Source organism: Stutzerimonas stutzeri, assembly GCF_024448935.1.
Classification (GTDB): Bacteria; Pseudomonadota; Gammaproteobacteria; order Pseudomonadales; family Pseudomonadaceae; genus Stutzerimonas; species Stutzerimonas stutzeri_AO.
Window position 1 is genome coordinate 1 of the sequence record NZ_JAMOIE010000215.1, and the last position, 1,658, is coordinate 1,658.

Annotated in this window: 3 protein-coding genes; all 3 read left to right on the top strand. The window is 57.2% G+C overall.

Annotation, left to right across the window (positions count from 1 at the left end; translation table 11 throughout):
• A partial coding sequence (locus NA637_RS24905; RefSeq protein WP_012477628.1) for a 2Fe-2S iron-sulfur cluster binding domain-containing protein occupies positions 1 to 362 on the top strand: 362 nt, incomplete at its 5' end.
• Positions 363 to 373: 11 nt separating this feature from the next.
• Positions 374 to 1,318, top strand: a complete 945-nt coding sequence (locus tag NA637_RS24910) for a catechol 2,3-dioxygenase (protein WP_256075231.1) — start codon at positions 374 to 376, stop codon at positions 1,316 to 1,318.
• Positions 1,319 to 1,398: 80 nt separating this feature from the next.
• The coding region (locus NA637_RS24915; RefSeq protein ID WP_256075233.1) for a GlcG/HbpS family heme-binding protein at positions 1,399 to 1,658 on the top strand (260 nt) is incomplete at its 3' end.

A 1,658-nucleotide genomic window follows, 5' to 3' on the forward strand; every position in this document is an offset into this window, starting at 1 on the left:
GCATGTTCTTCGACACCCGCCCCAAGGTCAGCGTGCATGTCATGCAAACCGGTGAAACCTTTCCCTGCGCCACGGATGAGAGTCTGCTGCAAGGCATGCTGCGCCTGGGCCGCAAGGGCATCCCGGTGGGCTGCGTCAACGGCGGCTGTGGGGTCTGCAAGGTCCATGTTATTGAGGGTCAATGCCGGCCTCTGGGTCCTGTTAGCCGCGCGCATGTCAGTGCCGCAGAGGAAGCACGCGGCTTCACCCTGGCCTGCCGTGTGGCGCCGGTCACCCCGGTTCAACTGGAGGTGGTGGGCAAGTTTGAAAAGGTTTTTTCAAAAGGGTTCGTTTCATCAACGAACGAGATTATTAACAAATGAAGGAGACACACATGAGTATTATGAGAGTTGGCCACGTCAGCATCAACGTGATGGACATGGCCGCAGCAGTGAAGCACTACGAAAACGTGCTGGGCCTAAAGACGACCATGCAGGACAATGCCGGGAACGTGTACCTGAAATGTTGGGACGAGTGGGATAAATATTCCCTTATCCTCACCCCATCGGACAGGGCTGGAATGAACCACGTCGCCTACAAGGTTACCAAAGACAGTGATCTGGACGCCTTCCAAGCTAGGATTGAAGCCGCTGGCACCAAGACCACCATGATGCCCGAGGGCACGCTGCCATCCACGGGGCGCATGCTGGTGTTTAAATTGCCAAGCACGCACGAAATGCGTCTTTACGCCATGAAAGAAAACGTCGGCACCGAGGTGGGTAGCATCAATCCCGATCCGTGGCCAGACAGCATCAAGGGTGCCGGGGCGCACTGGTTGGATCACGTACTACTGATGTGTGAGTTCGATCCGGGCACTGGTGTCAATAGGGTGGCCGACAACACACGGTTCTTCATTGATGTGCTGGATTTTTTCCAGACCGAGCAATTGACCGTCGGCCCCGATGGCTCATTCCAGTCGGCATCGTTCCTGTCGTGCTCGAGCAAGCCGCATGACATTGCGTTTGTTGGTGCGCCGACTCCCGGCCTGCACCATATTTCGTATTTCCTGGACTCGTGGCACGACATTCTCAAGGCGGGCGATGTCATGGCCAAGAACAAGGTACGTATTGATGTGTCACCTACACGCCATGGCTTCACGCGCGGCGAGACGATCTATTTCTTCGACCCTAGCGGCAACCGCAATGAGACCTTTGCAGGACTGGGGTACCAGGCGCAGCGGGACCGCCCGGTGACGACTTGGACCGAAGATCAAGCGGGTCGCGCAATTTTCTTCCACACCGGCGAGATGGTGTCGTCGTTCACAGATGTGTACACATGATCGATTGAATGACCAGTGGGGGCCCCAAGTCTTGATTCATCAGCTTGGGGCGCCTTTGTTTCAATAACGGATAACCACCCATGCAAAAGACCATTTCACCGCAAGCCCCTAACCCGACTCACAGCATCGTCGTGCCCACGATTGACTGGCACGCCGCACACGAGGCAGTTGGTGCCGCAGTGCAGGCGGCGCAGGCCATGGGTATACGCGTCAACGTCGCGGTGGTGGACGCTTCCGGTGTGCTGGCCGCCTTCTTGCGCATGCCGGGGGCCCCGCTGCATTCGGTCGAAATCGCCATAGACAAAGCCTACACCGCAGTCAGTTTTGGCTTGGCGACCAG

Bases quoted from the DNA above. Each gene is read 5' to 3' on its own strand.
- NA637_RS24910 (WP_256075231.1), top strand. From the start codon at position 374: ATGAGTATTATGAGAGTTGGCCACGTCAGCATCAACGTGATGGACATG.